General features: G+C 66.5%; 11 protein-coding genes. 9 read left to right on the top strand and 2 right to left on the bottom strand.

The annotated features are described in order from the left end of the window. Positions 1–111 precede the first annotated feature (111 nt). The 9 genes from prpB (at position 112) to pbpC (ending at position 15,902) form a co-directional block, all read left to right on the top strand. A complete protein-coding gene (prpB, locus tag AASM09_RS17010; protein WP_010482769.1) occupies positions 112–1,005 on the top strand; it encodes a methylisocitrate lyase in 894 nt (297 codons plus the stop codon). A gap of 36 nt (positions 1,006–1,041) precedes the next feature. Continuing rightward, positions 1,042–2,199: a bifunctional 2-methylcitrate synthase/citrate synthase gene (prpC, locus tag AASM09_RS17005; protein WP_008265338.1), complete on the top strand. Its 1,158-nt coding sequence runs from the start codon at positions 1,042–1,044 to the stop codon at positions 2,197–2,199. A 97-nt stretch (positions 2,200–2,296) separates the two neighbouring features. Further along, positions 2,297–4,915: a Fe/S-dependent 2-methylisocitrate dehydratase AcnD gene (gene acnD / locus AASM09_RS17000; protein ID WP_049430068.1), complete on the top strand. Its 2,619-nt coding sequence runs from the start codon at positions 2,297–2,299 to the stop codon at positions 4,913–4,915. A 100-nt stretch (positions 4,916–5,015) separates the two neighbouring features. After that, entirely contained in the window at positions 5,016–5,258 is a 243-nt protein-coding gene (locus AASM09_RS16995) for a type II toxin-antitoxin system ParD family antitoxin (protein WP_049430069.1), read from the top strand. After that, entirely contained in the window at positions 5,255–5,617 is a 363-nt protein-coding gene (locus AASM09_RS16990; protein WP_049430070.1) for a type II toxin-antitoxin system RelE/ParE family toxin, read from the top strand. Before AASM09_RS16995 ends, AASM09_RS16990 begins: the two co-directional genes overlap by 4 nt. 3 nt (positions 5,618–5,620) lie before the next feature. Continuing rightward, positions 5,621–6,799, top strand: a complete 1,179-nt coding sequence (gene prpF, locus AASM09_RS16985) for a 2-methylaconitate cis-trans isomerase PrpF (RefSeq protein ID WP_049430071.1) — start codon at positions 5,621–5,623, stop codon at positions 6,797–6,799. Between the two features lie 124 nt (positions 6,800–6,923). Next, positions 6,924–8,384: a bifunctional 2-methylcitrate dehydratase/aconitate hydratase gene (locus AASM09_RS16980; RefSeq protein ID WP_049430072.1), complete on the top strand. Its 1,461-nt coding sequence runs from the start codon at positions 6,924–6,926 to the stop codon at positions 8,382–8,384. A gap of 179 nt (positions 8,385–8,563) precedes the next feature. Beyond that, positions 8,564–13,471 carry an alpha-2-macroglobulin family protein gene (locus AASM09_RS16975; protein ID WP_049430073.1) on the top strand — a complete coding sequence of 1,636 codons (4,908 nt, stop codon included), beginning with the start codon at positions 8,564–8,566 and terminating at the stop codon, positions 13,469–13,471. Between the two features lie 49 nt (positions 13,472–13,520). Beyond that, complete coding sequence (gene pbpC, locus AASM09_RS16970; RefSeq protein WP_049430074.1) at positions 13,521–15,902, top strand: penicillin-binding protein 1C; 2,382 nt, start codon at positions 13,521–13,523, stop codon at positions 15,900–15,902. Positions 15,903–16,056: 154 nt separating this feature from the next. On the opposite strand, the gene AASM09_RS16965 is transcribed toward pbpC, so the two are convergent. Further along, positions 16,057–16,632, bottom strand: coding sequence for a ferritin-like domain-containing protein (locus AASM09_RS16965; RefSeq protein WP_049430075.1), 576 nt, complete (start codon positions 16,630–16,632; stop codon positions 16,057–16,059). A 29-nt stretch (positions 16,633–16,661) separates the two neighbouring features. Next, positions 16,662–17,144 carry a peroxiredoxin gene (locus AASM09_RS16960; RefSeq protein WP_049430076.1) on the bottom strand — a complete coding sequence of 161 codons (483 nt, stop codon included), beginning with the start codon at positions 17,142–17,144 and terminating at the stop codon, positions 16,662–16,664. Positions 17,145–17,229 lie beyond the last annotated feature (85 nt).

Raw genomic sequence — 17,229 nt, 5'->3', positions numbered from 1 at the left:
AATGTTTCATATGTTTCACTATTGCGTGGCGGTCATCCCCGTGAAATCAACGGCTTGCGGCTTGGCATGGTGCTTGCGCTCTCTTTCCCGTACTTCAACCTGGATTGCCGCATGACCGCTTCCACTCCTTTCTCCGCCGGTGCCCGCTTCCGTGAGGCGCTGGCTGCCGAATCGCCGCTGCAGGTGATCGGCGCCATCAACGCCAACCACGCCCTGCTGGCCAAGCGCGCCGGCTTCCGCGCCATCTACCTGTCTGGTGGCGGTGTTGCCGCCGGCTCGCTGGGCCTGCCGGACCTGGGCATCAACACCCTGGAAGACGTGCTGGTGGACGTGCGCCGCATCACCGATGTCTGCGACCTGCCGCTGATGGTGGACATCGACACCGGCTTCGGCCCGAGCGCGTTCAACATCGCGCGTACCGTGAAGTCGCTGATCAAGGCCGGCGCAGCCGCCTGCCATATCGAAGACCAGGTCGGCGCCAAGCGCTGCGGTCACCGCCCGGGCAAGGAGATCGTCTCGCAGGGTGAAATGGTCGACCGCGTGAAGGCTGCCGCCGATGCCAAGACCGATCCGGACTTCTTCCTGATCGCGCGTACCGACGCCATCCAGGTGGACGGCGTGGACAAGGCCATCGAGCGCGCCATCGCCTGCGTAGAGGCCGGTGCCGACGGCATCTTCGCTGAGGCGGCCTACGATCTGGACACCTACCGCCGCTTCGTCGACGCGGTGAAGGTGCCGGTGCTGGCCAACATCACCGAGTTCGGTGCCACCCCGCTGTTCAGCCGCGATGAACTGGCCTCGGCCGGCGTCGCCATCCAGCTGTTCCCGCTGTCTGCCTTCCGCGCCGCCAACAAGGCGGCCGAGAATGTCTACCAGGCGGTGCGCCGCGATGGCCACCAGCGCAACGTGGTGGAGACCATGCAGACCCGCGAAGAACTCTACGACCGCATCGGCTACCACGCCTTCGAGCAGCAGCTCGACGCACTGTTCGCCGCCAAGAAATAAGCAGTACCCTGCACCATCAAGTTTTCGGAGGGAAACATGAACGATACGACCGCAACCCCGACCTTCAAGCCGAAGAAGTCCGTCGCCCTGTCCGGCACCGCTGCCGGCAACACCGCGCTGTGCAGCGTTGGCCGCAGTGGCAACGACCTGCACTACCGTGGCTACGACATCCTGGACCTGGCCAACACCAGCGAATTCGAGGAAATCGCCTACCTGCTGGTGCACGGCAAGCTGCCGACCCGCGCCGAGCTGGTCTCGTACAAGGCCAAGCTGAAGTCGCTGCGTGGCATTCCGGCCGCAGTGAAGGCCGCACTGGAAGAACTGCCGCCGTCGGCGCACCCGATGGACGTGATGCGCACCGGCGTATCCGTGCTCGGCTGCGTGGCACCGGAGAAGGATGACCACAACCATCCGGGCGCGCGCGACATCGCCGACAAGCTGATGGCCTGCCTCGGTTCCATGCTGCTGTACTGGTACCACTGGAGCCACAACGGCCGCGCCATCGACGTGGAAACCGACGACGACTCGATCGGTGGCCACTTCCTGCACTTGCTGCACGGCGAAAAGCCACAGGATTCGTGGGTGAAGGCGATGCACACCTCGCTGATCCTGTACGCCGAGCACGAGTTCAACGCCTCGACCTTCACCTGCCGCGTCATCGCCGGCACCGGCAGCGACATGTACAGCGCGATCTGCGGTGGCATCGGCGCGCTGCGTGGCCCGAAGCACGGCGGCGCCAACGAAGTGGCGTTCGAAGTGCAGAAGCGCTACGACAACCCTGATGAGGCCGAGGAAGACATCAAGGCCCGCGTCGAGCGCAAGGAAGTGGTGATCGGTTTCGGCCACCCGGTCTACACCGTCTCCGATCCGCGCAACAAGGTGATCAAGGACGTGGCCCGCGAGCTGTCCGAAGAACAGTCCAGCATGAAGATGTACGACATTGCCGAGCGCCTGGAGTCGGTGATGTGGGACATCAAAAAGATGTTCCCGAACCTGGACTGGTTCAGCGCCGTCAGCTACCACATGATGGGCGTGCCGACCGCGATGTTCACCCCGCTGTTCGTGATCGCCCGCACCGCCGGCTGGAGCGCGCACATCGTCGAGCAGCGCATCGACGGCAAGATCATCCGCCCGAGCGCCAACTACATCGGCCCGGAAGACCGCGACTTCGTCGCCATCGACAAGCGCGTCTGATCCACCCGCTGTACCCATCCGGCCGGCCCTGCGCCGGCCGGATGCATTCGCCGCCGCATTGCCGGCACCCGGCCCGCCCCAAGTACTCCGCCAGCCCATGAATACCGATTACCGCAAGAACCTCCCCGGCAGCACGCTGGACTATTTCGATGCGCGTGCCGCCGTCGATGCGATCCAGCCTGGCGCCTACGCCACGCTGCCGTACACCTCGCGCGTGCTGGCCGAGAACCTGGTACGCCGCTGCGATCCGGCCACGTTGACCGCTGCGCTGACGCAGCTGATCGAGCGCCGTCGCGACCTCGATTTCCCGTGGTTCCCGGCGCGCGTGGTCTGCCACGATATCCTTGGCCAGACCGCGCTGGTGGACCTGGCCGGCCTGCGTGATGCGATCGCCGACAAGGGCGGCGACCCGGCCAAGGTGAATCCGGTGGTGCCGGTGCAGCTGATCGTCGATCACTCGCTGGCGGTGGAGTGCGGTGGTTTCGATCCGCAGGCGTTCGAGAAGAACCGCGCCATTGAAGACCGCCGCAACGAAGACCGCTTCCACTTCATCGACTGGACCAAGCTGGCGTTCCAGAACGTGGATGTGATTCCGCCGGGCAACGGCATCATGCACCAGATCAACCTGGAGAAGATGTCGCCGGTGGTCTACGTGCAGGACGGCGTGGCGTTCCCGGATACCTGCGTCGGTACCGACAGCCATACCCCGCACGTGGACGCGCTGGGCGTGATCGCCATCGGTGTCGGTGGTCTGGAAGCCGAGAACGTGATGCTCGGCCGTGCCTCGTGGATGCGCCTGCCGGACACCGTCGGCGTCGAACTGAGCGGCCGCCCGCAGCCAGGCATCACCGCCACCGACGTGGTGCTGGCCCTGACCGAGTTCCTGCGCAAGGAGCGCGTGGTCGGCGCCTGGCTTGAATTCTTCGGCGAGGGTGCCGCGGCACTGACCATCGGTGACCGCGCCACCATCTCCAACATGTGCCCCGAATACGGCGCCACCGCCGCGATGTTCTACATCGATCAGCAGACCATCGATTACCTGCGCCTGACCGGCCGCGAGGAATCGCAGGTGGCGCTGGTGGAAAACTACGCACGCACCACCGGCCTGTGGGCCGACGATCTGGCGACCGTGCAGTACGAACGCGTGCTGCACTTCGACCTGTCCAGCGTGGTGCGCAACATGGCCGGCCCGTCCAACCCACACAAGCGCGTGGCCACCGCCGAGCTGGCCGAGCGCGGCATCGCCGACGAAGCCAAGCTGGAAGCGGGCAAGGCCGAACAGGCGCAGGGCCTGATGCCCGATGGCGCGGTGATCATCGCCGCCATCACCAGCTGCACCAACACCTCCAACCCGCGCAACGTGATTGCCGCAGCACTGCTGGCGCGCAACGCCAATGCGCGTGGCCTGCAGCGCAAGCCGTGGGTGAAGTCTTCGCTGGCGCCGGGCTCCAAGGCCGTGCAGCTGTACCTGGAAGAATCCGGCCTGCTGCCGGACCTGGAGCAGCTCGGCTTCGGCATCGTCGCCTTCGCCTGCACCACCTGCAACGGCATGAGCGGCGCGCTGGACCCGAAGATCCAGCAGGAAATCATCGATCGTGACCTGTACGCCACGGCCGTGCTGTCTGGCAACCGCAACTTCGATGGCCGCATTCATCCGTATGCCAAGCAGGCCTTCCTGGCCTCGCCGCCGCTGGTCATCGCCTACGCCATTGCCGGTACCGTCCGCTTCGATATCGAAAAGGACGTGCTGGGCGTGGACGCCGATGGCAACGAGGTGCGGCTGAAGGACATCTGGCCGAGCGACGCCGAGATCGACGCCGTGGTCAAGGCGGCGGTGAAACCGGAGCAGTTCCGCAAGGTCTACAACCCGATGTTCAACGTGCGCGTCGAGCACGGCGCCGCGGTCAGCCCGCTGTATGACTGGCGTCCGCAGAGCACCTACATCCGCCGTCCGCCGTACTGGGAAGGCGCACTGGCCGGTGAGCGCTCACTGGCGGGCATGCGCGCGCTGGCGGTGCTGCCGGACAACATCACCACCGACCACCTGTCGCCGTCCAACGCGATCATGGCCTCCAGCGCCGCCGGCGAATACCTGGCGAAGATGGGCCTGCCGGAAGAAGACTTCAATTCCTACGCCACCCACCGCGGCGACCACCTGACCGCGCAGCGCGCCACCTTCGCCAATCCGAAGCTGTTCAACGAGATGGTGCGCAACGACGACGGTAGCGTGAAGCAGGGCTCGCTGGCGCGCGTGGAGCCGGAAGGCAAGGTGATGCGCATGTGGGAAGCGATCGAGACCTACATGGAGCGCAAGCAGCCGCTGATCATCATCGCCGGCGCCGACTACGGCCAGGGCAGCTCGCGTGACTGGGCCGCCAAGGGCGTGCGCCTGGCGGGCGTGGAAGCGATCGTGGCCGAGGGCTTCGAACGCATCCACCGTACCAACCTGATCGGCATGGGCGTGCTGCCGCTGGAGTTCAAGCCGGGCACCACCCGCCTGACCCTGGGCATCGACGGCACGGAGAGCTTTGACGTGATCGGCGAGCGTACCCCGCGTGCCGAGCTGACCCTGGTCATCCACCGCCGCGACGGCCAGGACGTGATCGTGCCGGTCACCTGCCGCCTGGACAGCGACGAGGAAGTGGCCATCTACGAAGCCGGTGGCGTGCTGCAGCGCTTCGCCCAGGACTTCCTGGAAGGCGCCAAGGTGGCGTGATGGTGGGCTGAATGCCTGCCCCCTACGGTTGGGGGCGGGCTTGTCCGACACACAGGCGCGGCGCACACTTGCTTGGCAAATATTGCCAATGGAGAGTCTCATGGCCACGATGAACATCTCGCTGACCGACCCGCTCAAGCAGTTCGTGGACGAGGAAGTACGTGAAGGCGGCTATTCCAGCACCTCCGACTACGTGCGCGACCTGATCCGCCAGCGCCAGCGCAGCAAGGCCGAAGACCTGCTGCGGCAGTTGATTGCCGAGGGTCTGGCATCGGGGCCTGCCGTGCCTTTGGCGCCAGACCATTTTGACAAGCTGCGTGAGCGCGCACGGAACCGCAAGTGAAGCCTTCGCATTGGTCACCTTCAGCGGTTCGAGATCTTGATCAGGCAGCAGCCTGGTATGCAGATCAGGGCGGAGAAGTGCTGGAAGTCGGCTTCATCGATGCGGTGGAATCCGTCGTCAAGCTGATCGAGGCCCATCCGGGTGCTGGTTCCGCACTGCATGCGGGTCTGTTGCCCTCGCTGCCAGCGCCGTTGCGTTTTCATCCGGTTCGTCGCTTCGACGGCTACCTGGTCTATTACGTGGAGCTACCTGAGCATGTTTCCATCGTGCGCATCTGGAATGCTTCGCGGGGCATGGAAGCGCTGTTCGAAGGCGAGGAGCTCAACCCCGATATTGGTTCGTCGCATCCAGGATACTGATCAATGACATTCCTCCCGCAACTCCGTATTCCCGCCACCTACATGCGCGGCGGCACCAGCAAGGGCGTGTTCTTCCGCCTGCAGGACCTGCCCGAAGCCGCGCAGGTGCCGGGCGCCGCACGCGATGCACTTCTGATGCGTGTGATCGGCTCGCCCGATCCGTATGGCAAGCAGACCGATGGCATGGGCGGTGCCACCTCCAGCACCAGCAAGTGCGTGATCATCTCCACTTCTTCGGTGCCGGACCACGATGTGGACTACCTGTACGGCCAGGTCTCGATCGATACCGCCTTCGTTGACTGGAGCGGCAACTGCGGCAACCTCAGCACCGCAGTTGGCCCGTTCGCGATTGCCAATGGCCTGATCGATCCCGCCCGCGTGCCGCGCGATGGCCTGTGCACCGTGCGCATCTGGCAGGCCAACATCGGCAAGACCATCATCGCCCACGTGCCGATGCGCGATGGCGAAGTGCAGGAGATCGGCGATTTCGAGCTGGACGGCGTGACCTTCCCGGCCGCCGAGATCCAGCTGGAATTCATCGACCCATCCGACGATGGCGATGCCGGCGCGATGTTCCCGACCGGCAACCTTGTGGATACCCTGGATGTGCCGGGCGTGGGCAGTTTCGAGGTGACGATGATCACCGCCGGGATCCCGACCATCTTCCTCAATGCTGCCGACCTGGGATACACCGGCACCGAGCTGCAGCCGGCGATCAACGAAGACAAGGCAGCGCTGGAGCGCTTCGAGAAGATCCGCGCCTACGGCGCCTTGCGCATGGGCCTGATCAGGAACCTGGAAGACGCGGCAACCCGCCAGCACACACCGAAGGTCGCCTTCGTGGCACCGGCACAGGACTACGTGTCGTCCAGCGGCAAGGCCATTCCGGCCTCGGCGATCGACCTGCATGCGCGTGCGCTGTCGATGGGCAAGCTGCATCACGCGATGATGGGGACCGCCGCCGTGGCGATCGGTACCGCAGCGGCGATTCCGGGCACCCTGGTCAATCGCGCGGCCGGTGGTGGTGAACGCGAAGCGGTGACCTTCGGCCATCCGTCCGGCACGCTGCGCGTGGGTGCGCAGGCCGCGCTCGTTGACGGCCAGTGGACGGTGACCAAGGCCATCATGAGTCGCAGCGCCCGTGTGCTGATGGACGGCAAGGTGCGGGTGCCGGCCGAATGATGCGCCGGTAAACGCCAACCAAGGTTGGCGACTACTGGGTCGCAGAGACCGATTGCTTTGGTAGATGCCAACCTTGGTTGGCATGGTGCGTGGGTAACCGCGCACCGCAACGAGGAGATCGACAATGTCTGACAGCCACACCCCATCCAACGGGCGTGCAGCGTGGGATGCGCTGCTGGTGGACATCGTCGATTACGTACGCGACGCCCGCATCGACTCACCGCTGGCGTTCCAGACCGCACACCATTGCCTGCTCGACACGCTCGGTTGCGGGCTGGAGGCGCTGTCCTTCCCGGCCTGCAGCAAGCTGCTTGGGCCGCTGGTGCCGGGCATCAGCGTGGTCAACGGCGCGCGCGTACCGGGCACGCACTACGTGCTGGATCCAGTGCAGGCCGCCTTCAACCTCGGTGCGATGGTGCGCTGGCTCGACTTCAATGACACCTGGCTGGCCGCCGAGTGGGGCCATCCATCCGATAATCTCGGCGGCGTCCTGGCCGTCTGCGACTGGCTGGGGCGCAACGCGCAGGCCCTGCGTCGCCCGCCGCCGACCATGCACCACGTGCTGCTGGCGATGATCAAGGCGCACGAGATCCAGGGCGTGCTGGCGCTGCAGAATTCCTTCAACCGGGTCGGGCTGGACCATGTGGTGCTGGTCAAGGTCGCGACCACCGCAGTGGTTGCGCAGCTGCTGGGGCTGGATCGCGAACGCATGCTCAATGCGCTGTCGCTGGCCTGGGTCGATGGCCAGGCGCTGCGCACCTACCGGCACGCGCCCAACACCGGCTCGCGCAAGAGCTGGGCGGCGGGTGATGCGACCAGCCGGGGCGTGCGCCTGGCGCTGATGGCGGCCAGTGGCGAGATGGGCTATCCCAGCGTATTGAGTGCACCGACCTGGGGTTTCGAGGCTGTATCCATGCACGGCCAGGCGTTGACGCTGGGGCGACCGCTGGGCAGCTATGTGATGGAGAACGTGCTGTTCAAGATCAGCTACCCGGCCGAATTCCATGGCCAGACAGCCGTGGAGGCGGCGATTGCGCTGCACCAGCAGCTGCGCGCGATGGGGCGGCGGGTCGAGGACATCGCGTATATCGCGATCCGCACCCAGGAAGCCTGCATCCGCATCATCGACAAGCAGGGCCCGCTGCATAATCCGGCCGACCGCGACCACTGCGTGCAGTACATGGTGGCCATCGCGTTGCTGCACGGGCGGTTGACGGCCGAGGACTACGAGGATGACGTCGCCGCCGACCCGCGCATCGACGCACTGCGCGCGAAGATGGCCTGTCATGAGGATCCGCAGCTCAGCGCCGATTACCTGGACCCGGACAAGCGCAGCATCGCCAACGGCCTGAGCGTACGCTTCAGCGACGGTACCGAGCTGCCCGAGGTACTGGTGGAATACCCGCTGGGCCACGCGCGCCGACGTGAGGAGGGCATTCCGCTGCTGATGGACAAGTTCCGCCGGCACCTGGCCCACCGCTTCCCGACCGCCCAGCAGCAGCGCATCCTGGCCGCATCGCTGGACCCGGTGGCGCTGGCAGCGATGCCGGTGACCGACTACGTGGACCTGTACCTGCCGGGGTAGGGCGCGCCTTGGTAGGTGCCAACCTTGGTTGGCACGGGCCCAACGCCAACCAAGGTTGGCGGCTACCGGGACCGCCGGGCATGGCCCTGCGCTACCGTTCCGATGCATTCCTGCCGAATCCGCGTCAACACCTTGACGCGGCCTGCCTATAATGGCCACCTCGATCAAGGAGTGACGACATGAGCGGTCCGGCACGGCGGAAGCGGTGGGGATGGGCGGCGGCGGTGCTGGCAGGAGGCCTGTTGCTGGGCCTGGCCGGCTGCCGCAACGACAGCGGGCAGCTGCCCAAGGCCAGCGGTGAAGCCATCACCACCAAGGCCGAGCAGGTGAAGGAGTTCACCCTGCTGCGCGCGTACCCGGACCAGAAGAATGACGGCCTGTCGCTGGCGCTGGAGTTCTCGCGCCCGCTGGTCGGCACCCAGGATTTCGACACGCTGGTGCGCTTCGAGGAGAAGGTCGGCACCGACGACAGCAGCTGGACGCTGTCTGATGACGGCCTGACCCTGCGCTACCCGTTCGTCGAGGCCGGCAAGGAGTTCAGCCTGGTGGTCTCGCCGGACCTGCTTGCCGCCGATGGCAGCCGCCTGGGCAAGGAACTGAAGCAGAAGGTGTTCAGCGGCGAACTGAAGCCGGTGGTCGGCTTCGCTTCGCAGGGCAGCGTGCTGCCGGCCAAGGACAGCCGCGGCCTGCCGGTGGTGTCGGTGAACGTGCCGGAGGTCGACGTCGAGTTCCTGCGCGTGCGCGAGAAGGACCTGCCGACCTTCTTCAGCCAGTACCAGCGCGGCGGCCGCCGCGGCAGCTGGGAACTGAGCAGCGATTACGAGCGCAGCCCGATCAACAAGCTGGCCGAGCCAGTCTACGTCAACCGCTTCATCCTCGGCGGCAAGCAGAACGAGCGGGTGCTGACCTACCTGCCGACCCAGGACATCAAGGAACTGCAGGAGCCGGGCCTGTACTTCGCCCTGCTCAAGCGCACCGGCGACTACGAGGGCGAGTTCGATACCGCGTTCTTCTCGGTCAGCGACATCGGCCTGCACACCCGGGCGTACAAGGACAAGCTGTTCGTGCACACCGCCGGCCTGAAGGACGGTGCGCCGCTGAAGGGCATCGACCTGCGCGTGCTCGATGCCAAGGGCGAGGTGGTGCTGAAGGGCAGCACCGACGGCAACGGCAATGCGCTGCTGAACTACACCCTGGACGCCACCCACGTGCTGGTCGCCAGCAGCGGCAAGGACACCAGCTTCCTGCCGTTCAACCAGCCGGCGCTGGACCTGAGCGAATTCGCCGTGGCCGGCCGCGACAACGCCTGGTTCGATGTCTATGCCTGGTCCGGCCGCGACCTGTACCGCCCGGGCGAGACCGTGCGCCTGTCCGCGCTGCTGCGCGACAACGATGGCAAGCCGGTCAAGGCGCAACCGGTGTTCCTGCGCCTGAAGCAGCCCGACGGCAAGACCTTCCGCGAGACCCGCCTGCAACCGGGCGAGCAGGGCTACATCAACTTCGAGCAGGTCATCCCCGCTGAGGCGCCGACCGGGCGCTGGCAGGTGGAATTCCGTACCGACCCGGCCAGCAAGGAAGCGATCCAGGGCATGACACTGCGCATCGAAGAGTTCCTGCCCGAGCGCATGAAGCTGGACCTGGACAGCGCGCAGAAGACGCTGAAGCCGGGCGAGGAGCTGCGCCTGCAGGCCAATGGCGCCTATCTGTACGGTGCGCCCGCCGATGGCAACCGCTTCACGGCGCGCATGGCGGTGGCCGCCGAGCAGCAGCCGGTGGAAGGCCTACCGGGCTACTTCTTCGGCGACCCGACCCTGCAGTTGCCGCGCGAAGCCAAGGATGTGATCGACACCACGCTGCCGGCCAATGGCCAGCTGCGCGAGGACGTGGCCCTGCCGGAAGAGGCGGCCAAGGCCAAGGCGCCGATCGCGGTGGTGCTGTCCGGCAGCCTGTACGAGACCGGCGGCCGTACCGTCACCCGCACCCTGAAGCGGGTGATGTGGCCGGCCAATGCGCTGGTGGGCGTGCGCCCGCTGTTCAATCCCGAAGACGGTGCCGATGCCAACGGCAATGCGCGCTTCGAGCTGATGCGCGTGGATGCAGCGGGCAAGCCGCAGCCGGCCAAGGGTCTGAAGATCACCCTGGTGCGCGAACTGCGCGATTACCACTGGACCTTCAACGACAACCGTTGGGACTACGATTTCACCCGCCGTTTCGAGAACAAGGAAACGCGCACCGTCGATGCCGGCGGCAGCGCGGTGGCCTTTGATTTCCCGGTGGAGTGGGGCGAGTACCGGGTGGACGTGTTCGATCCGTCTACCGGTCTGACCAGCCGCTATCCGTTCCGTGCGGGCTGGAGCTGGGGGGATGACAACCGGGGGCTGGATGCACGCCCTGACAAGATCAAGCTGGGCCTGGACAAGACCGGCTACAAGGCAGGCGACACGCTTGAGGTGACGGTGACCCCGCCGCATGCCGGCAAGGGCATCCTGATGGTCGAGACCGACCGCATGCTGTACGTGCAGGACATCGACGCCAAGCCGGGTTCGACCTTCAAGATCCCGGTCACCGCCGACTGGGAACGCCACGACGTCTACATCACCGCGCTGGTGTTCCGTGGTGGCAGTGCGCCGAGCAAGATCACCCCGGCCCGTGCCGTGGGCGTGGTGCATGTGCCGATGGACCGCAAGGGCCGCACCGTGGCGGTCGGCCTGGCGGCGCCCAAGCAGATGCGCCCTGAGCAGGACCTGCCGGTGACGGTCAGCGCACCACAGTTGGCCGGCAAGATGGCGCACGTCACCGTCTCGGCGGTGGACGTGGGCATCCTCAACATCACCCGTTTCCCGGTGCCCGATGCCGGCGCGCACTTCTTCGCCCAGCGTCGCCTCGGCATCGATGCCTACGACATCTACAGCCGGGTGATCGAAAGCTTCGACGGCGGCGCCGGCAAGCTGAAGTTCGGCGGCGACATGGCGCTGCAGGCACTTCCGCAGGCCAAGCGCCCGACCGCACGCGTGCAGACCGTGGACCTGTTCTCCGGCCCGGTGCAACTGGATGCCAAGGGCAATGCCCGCATCCGCCTGAAGGTGCCGGACTTCAACGGCACGCTGCGGGTATCGGCGCTGGTCTACAGCGATGACCAGTACGGCAAGCGCGATGTGGAAACCGTGGTGCGTGCCCCGATCCTGGCCGAAGCCAGCATGCCGCGCGTGCTCGCCCCGGGCGACCGCAGCACCGTCACCCTGGACGTGCAGAACTTCACCGGCAAGCCGGGTGCGTTCAACGTGCGGGTGGAGACCGAGGGCCCGCTGGCACTGGCTGAAGGCACGCGCAGCGTGCAGTTGAACGCCGATGCCAAGAGCACGCTCAGCTTCCCGCTGTCGGCGCGCGAGGGCCACAGCGTGGCCAAGGTGCGCGTGCGGGTCGATGGCAATGGTTTCAGGGCCGATCGCCGCTATGACCTGCCGGTACGTGCGGCGTGGCCACAGGTGCTGCGTTCGCAGGTGCGCACGCTGGATCCGCTGGCCGCGGTCAGCCTCGACAACAGCCTGACCGAGGGCCTGATGTCCGAGTCGGTGAACGCACGGCTGCTGGTCAGCCCGCTGCCGCCGATTCCGTTCGCCAGCGCCCTGCAGGGCGCGTTGAACTACCCCTACGGCTGTGCCGAGCAGACCACCAGCAAGGGCTACGCCGCGCTGATCCTGGACCAGGCGACGTCGTCGATGCTCGGCGCCGATGGCTTGGATGCAAAGACACGCCGCGAACGCATGGAAGGCGCGTTCGGTCGGTTGGCGTCGATGCAGGTAGCCAATGGCAACTTCTCGATGTGGGGTGACGACGGTTACGTGAACCCGTGGCTGACCCCGTACATCACCGAGTTCCTGCTCGATGCCAAGGACGCCGGCTTCGCCGTGCCCGACAACGTGCTGCAGAAGGCGCTCAACCGCCTGAGCGAGGATCTGCTGTCCGGCGGCAACCAGTTCTACGGCCAGGATGACCGCGAGAAGCTGAAGTTCGCCAACCAGGCGTATTCGGGTTACGTGCTGGCGCGGGTCAACCGCGCACCGCTGGGCACCCTGCGCACGCTGTATGACAACGAGCGCAGCAAGGCGGTTGGTGGCCTGTCGCTGGTCCATCTGGGTGTGGCGCTGTCGCTGCAGGGCGATGCCAAGCGTGGCCAGGCGGCACTGGCGGCGGCGTTCGCCAAGTCCAGCAGCGAGCGCCCGTCGTACTTCGGCGACTACGGCAGCGCGATCCGCGATGACGCATTGATGATCGCGCTGACGCACGAGAACAAGCTGGCCAAGCCCGCCTGGGACGCACGTGCCGTCGATCTCGGCCGTGGCCTGGATGCGCGCCGCAATGCCGGCTGGATGTGGCTGAGCACGCAGGAACAGGTGGCGATCGCCCGCCTCGGCAAGGCGCTGGCTGCCAACCAGAAGGCGCTGGTGGCCGGTGAGCTGGTGATCGGCGGCAACAGCGAAGCCATCGGCGAGCGCAAACTATTCGGCCGCAACTTCAGCGCCACCGAACTGGCCAGCGGCGTGCGCTTCACCCCGCAGGGCCAGCCGCCGATGTTTGCCAGCATCGACGTGGCCGGCATCCCGCGCAGCGCACCGGCGCCGGACAACAGCGTGCTGGGTGTTGAACGCAGCTACTTCGGCACCGATGGCAAGCCGTGGACGCCGCGCCCGCTGAAGGAAGGCGAAGCGCTGATCGTGCGCGTCACCGTCACTGCCGACACCACCATGCCGGATGCGCTGCTGACCGACCTGCTGCCGGCGGGCCTGGAGATCGAGAACTTCAACCTCGGTGATGCCAAGCAGTGGGCTGACGTGGTGGTCGATGGCATCACCATCAGCGACCGCAGTGAAGCAGCCGATACCAAGCACGAAGAGTTCCGCGACGATCGCTACGTGGCCGCGCTGAAGCTCTCGCGTGGCAGCAAGGCCAACGTGTTCTACCTGGTGCGTGCGGTGACCCCGGGTACCTACTCGGTGCCGCCGCCGCTGGTGGAGGACATGTACCGGCCGCAGCTGCGTGGCGTTGGCCGCAGCAACCCGACCACGATCACGGTGGTGCAGCCGTGATCCCACGGATGGGCCGCGCAGGCGCGGCCCGTCCTGCGGGCAATGTGCAATGAAAGACGCAATGAAAAACCGGCTGGCGGCCCTGCGCCGCCGGCTGCAGCCGCTGTGGCCGTGGCTGCGCTGGGGTACCGCGGCGCTGCTGGCGCTGCTGCTGGTGCTGGATTTCGCCTTCCCGCCACCCTTGCCGAAGCAGCGCGACACCAGCACCCTGGTGGTGGCTGCAGACGGCACACCACTGCGTGCGTTCCCCGATGCCGAGGGCGTGTGGCGCTATCCGGCTTCCATCGACAGCGTCTCGCCGCTGTACCTGCAGGCATTGCTGACCTACGAAGACCGCTGGTTCTGGCGCCATCCGGGCATCAATCCGCTGGCGATCCTGCGGGCAAGCGGCCAGCTGCTGCGCGGCGGCCGCATCGTCTCCGGTGGCTCGACCCTGACCATGCAGGTCGCACGCATCCTCGATCCGCATACGCGCACGCCCTGGGGAAAGCTCAAGCAGATGCTGCGCGCGGTGCAGCTGGAAGTGCATCTGAGCAAGCAGCAGATCCTGGCCCTGTACCTGGAGCGCGCGCCCTACGGCGGCACCATCGAGGGCGTGGAAGCGGCCAGCTGGGCCTATCTGGGCAAGCCGGCGGCGCAGCTGTCGCATGCCGAAGCCGCGTTGCTGGCGGTGCTGCCGCAGGCACCGAGCCGGCTGCGCCCGGATCGTCACCCGGAAGCGGCGCAGAAGGCGCGTGACAAGGTGCTGACCCGCATGGCCGAACTGGGCGCGTGGACACCGGAAGAGGTGCAAGACGCGCGCATCGAGAACGTGGTGGCGCGCTCGCTGCGGCCGCCGCTGCATGCCGCGCTGCTGGCGCAGCGCCTGCATTCGGCGCATCCGGGCCAGGCACGCATCCAGAGCAGCATCGACATCGGCCTGCAGCGCACGCTGGAAGAGCGCGTGGCCAGCTATTTCTCGACGCTGCCCGAGCGTACCTCGGCCGCGCTGCTGGTGGTCGACAACCAGACCCTGCAGGCGCGTGCCTATGTCGGTACGTTGTCCTTTGGCGACCGCCAGCGGCTTGGCCACGTGGACATGGTGCAGGCCTGGCGTTCGCCCGGCTCCACGCTCAAGCCATTTCTCTACGCGATGGCACTGGATGATGGCCTGATCCATTCGGAGAGCCTGCTGGTCGATGCGCCGCAGAGTTTCGGCAGCTATCGCCCGGGCAATTTCGATATGGCCTTCAATGGGCCTGTTGGCGCCTCCAGCGCATTGCGGCTGTCACTCAACGTGCCGTCGGTGGACCTGTTGCAGCGGGTCGGGGCCGCGCGCTTTGCCGCACGCCTGTCGCATGCCGGCATCCAGCTGCGCTTTCCGCCGGGCAGCACGCCCAACCTGTCGTTGATCCTGGGCGGCACCGGCGCGCGGCTGGAAGATCTGGTCGGCGCGTTCGCCGCGCTCAACCGCAATGGCATCGCCGGGCGCGTGCGTTACACCGATGACGAGCCGATGATCGAGCGACGTCTCGCTTCGCCCGGCGCAAGCTGGATCGTGCGCGAGATGCTGGAATCGAATCCGCGCCCGGGGTACAGCGTCGGTACGTTCGATGTCGGTGGCCGCCCGCGCGTGGCGTGGAAGACCGGCACCAGTTACGGGTACCGCGATGCGTGGGCCATCGGCAGTACCCGCCATTACACCGTGGGCGTGTGGGTGGGCCGGCCGGACGGCACGCCTCTGCCGGGCCAGTACGGCGCGGTCACCGCGCTGCCACTGATGTTCGAGGTGGTGGACAGCCTGCCACGCCAACGCGGTGACTCGGCGTCCGCGCCGATGCCGGCCAGCGTCAGCCAGGAAGACGTCTGCTGGCCGACCGGTGAGCGTGCCGAAGACCTGTCTGCTGCGCTCTGCCAGCGCAGGATGTCGGCCTACCTGCTCGATGGCGCAGCACCGCCGACCTTCCCCGAGCGCGAGGCACGACGCTGGCAGCCGGGGCGGCAGCGTTTCCTGGCAGACGCCCGCAGCGGTCTGCGCGTGTCAGCCGATTGCCGCTTGCCGCACGAAGAAGTCGCGCGCGAGATCGCGCGCTGGCCAGCGTTGCTGTCACCGTGGCTGCCCAAGGCCACGCGCGAGGCCTCCCAGCTGCCGGCGCTGTCGCCGGACTGCCGTGATGATGGGCGTGAGGCCAGCGTCGCGTTGCACATCGATGGCCTCAATGATGGCGCCGTACTGGCGCGTGCACCCAACGCCGAACATGGCGTACGCCTGCAGCTGCGCGCGCTGGGCAGCGAGCAGACGGTGGACTGGCTGCTGGACGGTCGCTGGATCGCGCAGACTCATGGTGCGCAGTTGATGCAGCGCGAGTTCGCCGAACCGGGCGCGCATGCCCTGACCGCACTGGCGGCCGACGGCGCGTGGACGCAGGTGCGGTTCACCGTACTCCGGTAGGTGCCAACCTTGGTTGGCACGTCCCGTATGTCTGCCACGCTGTTGTAGAGCCGAGCCCATGCTCGGCTGCTCCTGCGACGTGCATGCAGAGGTAAGCCGAGCATGGGCTCGGCCCTACAACACCGTAGATGGCCGCGAGCCCTTGGCGTAACCGCTATTCCCCGATCCACCCATCCAGCAGGTCGGCGAATTCATCGGCGTGTTCCTCTTCCTGCGCCAGGATTTCCTCAAGGATGCGCTTGGTGGTGGTGTCGCGGTCGCCGATGAAGTTGATCATCTCGCGATAGCTGTCGATGGCGATGCGCTCGGCCACCAGGTTCTCGCGCACCATGTCGCGCAGGTCGCTGCCTTCCTTGTACTCGGCATGCGAACGCGCGGTGAGCGTATCGGGGTTGAAATCAGGTTCGCCGCCGAGCTGGACGATGCGCTCGGCCAGCTTGCCGGCGTGCGCCTGTTCCTGCTGTGCATGCTCGAGAAACTCGGCTTTCACCGCATCGGCCAGCATGCCCTTGGCCATGAAATAGTGCCGGTAGTAGCGCAGCACGCAGACGTACTCGGTGGCCAGCGCGTCGTTGAGCAGCTTGATCACCACCTTGCGGTCGGCGCTGTAGCTGTCGGTGATCGCGCCATCCTCGATGTTGCGCCGGGCGCGATCACGCAGGGTCTTGCGGTCGCTGATGCCGGGAACCTTCGCGGCGGGCTTGGGGGCTTTGGCTGGCTTGCTGGACATGGCTGGCCGTTTCCTTTTGCGGTGGAGAATCAGGTGGGCAGGTGCTCCAGCACGTACTCGGCTGAAGAGACTTCGAACTGGCCGGGTTGTTCAACCCAGGCGGCGCGCACCACGCCATCGACCACGTACAGCGCGAAGCGACGCGAGCGGATGCCCATGCCCGAGGCGCTGGCGTCGAGCTCCAGGCCGAGCGCGCGGGTCAGTTCTGCATTGCCGTCGGACAGCATCAGCAGGCCGTCGGGCACGTGCTGGTCGGTGGCCCAGGCTTTCATCACGAACGGATCGTTGACCGCCACGCAGTAGACGTCGATGCCGCGCTGGCGGAAGGCCTCGAACTTTTCGACGTAGCCGGGCAGGTGACGGGCCGAACAGGTGGGGGTGAACGCACCGGGCACGGCGAACAGCACCACCTTGCGCGCGTCGAACAGCGAATGCGTATCGAGCGTTTCGATGCCCTCGCGGATGCGCTTGAGGGTCACTTCCGGAATGCGGTCGCCAACGTGGATGGTCATGGTGGACTCCTTGCAGGGGCAGGCTAGAGGCCGGCGTGGGACAGGGGCGTCAAGACATTGGAAAACCGGCGTGCAGGCCCCATCT

Source organism: Stenotrophomonas maltophilia (assembly GCF_039555535.1).
In the GTDB taxonomy this organism is placed as follows: Bacteria; Pseudomonadota; Gammaproteobacteria; order Xanthomonadales; family Xanthomonadaceae; genus Stenotrophomonas; species Stenotrophomonas maltophilia_Q.
The sequence above is the reverse complement of the archived record's forward strand: the minus strand, read 5'-3'. Positions and strand labels throughout refer to the sequence as shown.